Source organism: Rhizobium sp. SVR5-9E, from assembly GCF_056755095.1.
The window spans coordinates 1-246 of the sequence record NZ_JBNDHS010000609.1 but is presented as its reverse complement, the minus strand read 5'-3'; the positions used below and the strand labels follow the sequence as shown (position 1 = coordinate 246).

The 246-nt window shown below is 52.0% G+C and carries 1 protein-coding gene; it reads right to left on the bottom strand.

The genetic code is table 11. The annotated features are described in order from the left end of the window. A partial coding sequence (locus ACPYOJ_RS36250; protein WP_481420518.1) for an Orn/Lys/Arg decarboxylase N-terminal domain-containing protein occupies positions 1-203 on the bottom strand: 203 nt, incomplete at its 3' end. Between the last annotated feature and the right edge of the window lie 43 nt (positions 204-246).

Genomic DNA, 246 nt, shown 5'->3' with positions numbered 1-246 from the left:
CTGCACAACTCCATGTCGTACTCGTCCCAGTCGAAGATCACGCCACAGATGCGAGGGTTGTGCTCGATAAATTTCAGCAGGTCGGCGCTATTGTGCGGCCAAATCAGCTGGTACCCGCGGGACTGAAGGGCGTGCTCCAGCTCCTTAATGGGCTCGTCTTTATAAAAGACGCCGTGCGGCCCCATAATGGCGATGATGTTCACGGTTTACCTCCTTGAAAAACATTAGCTAAGCATAGTTAAGGTA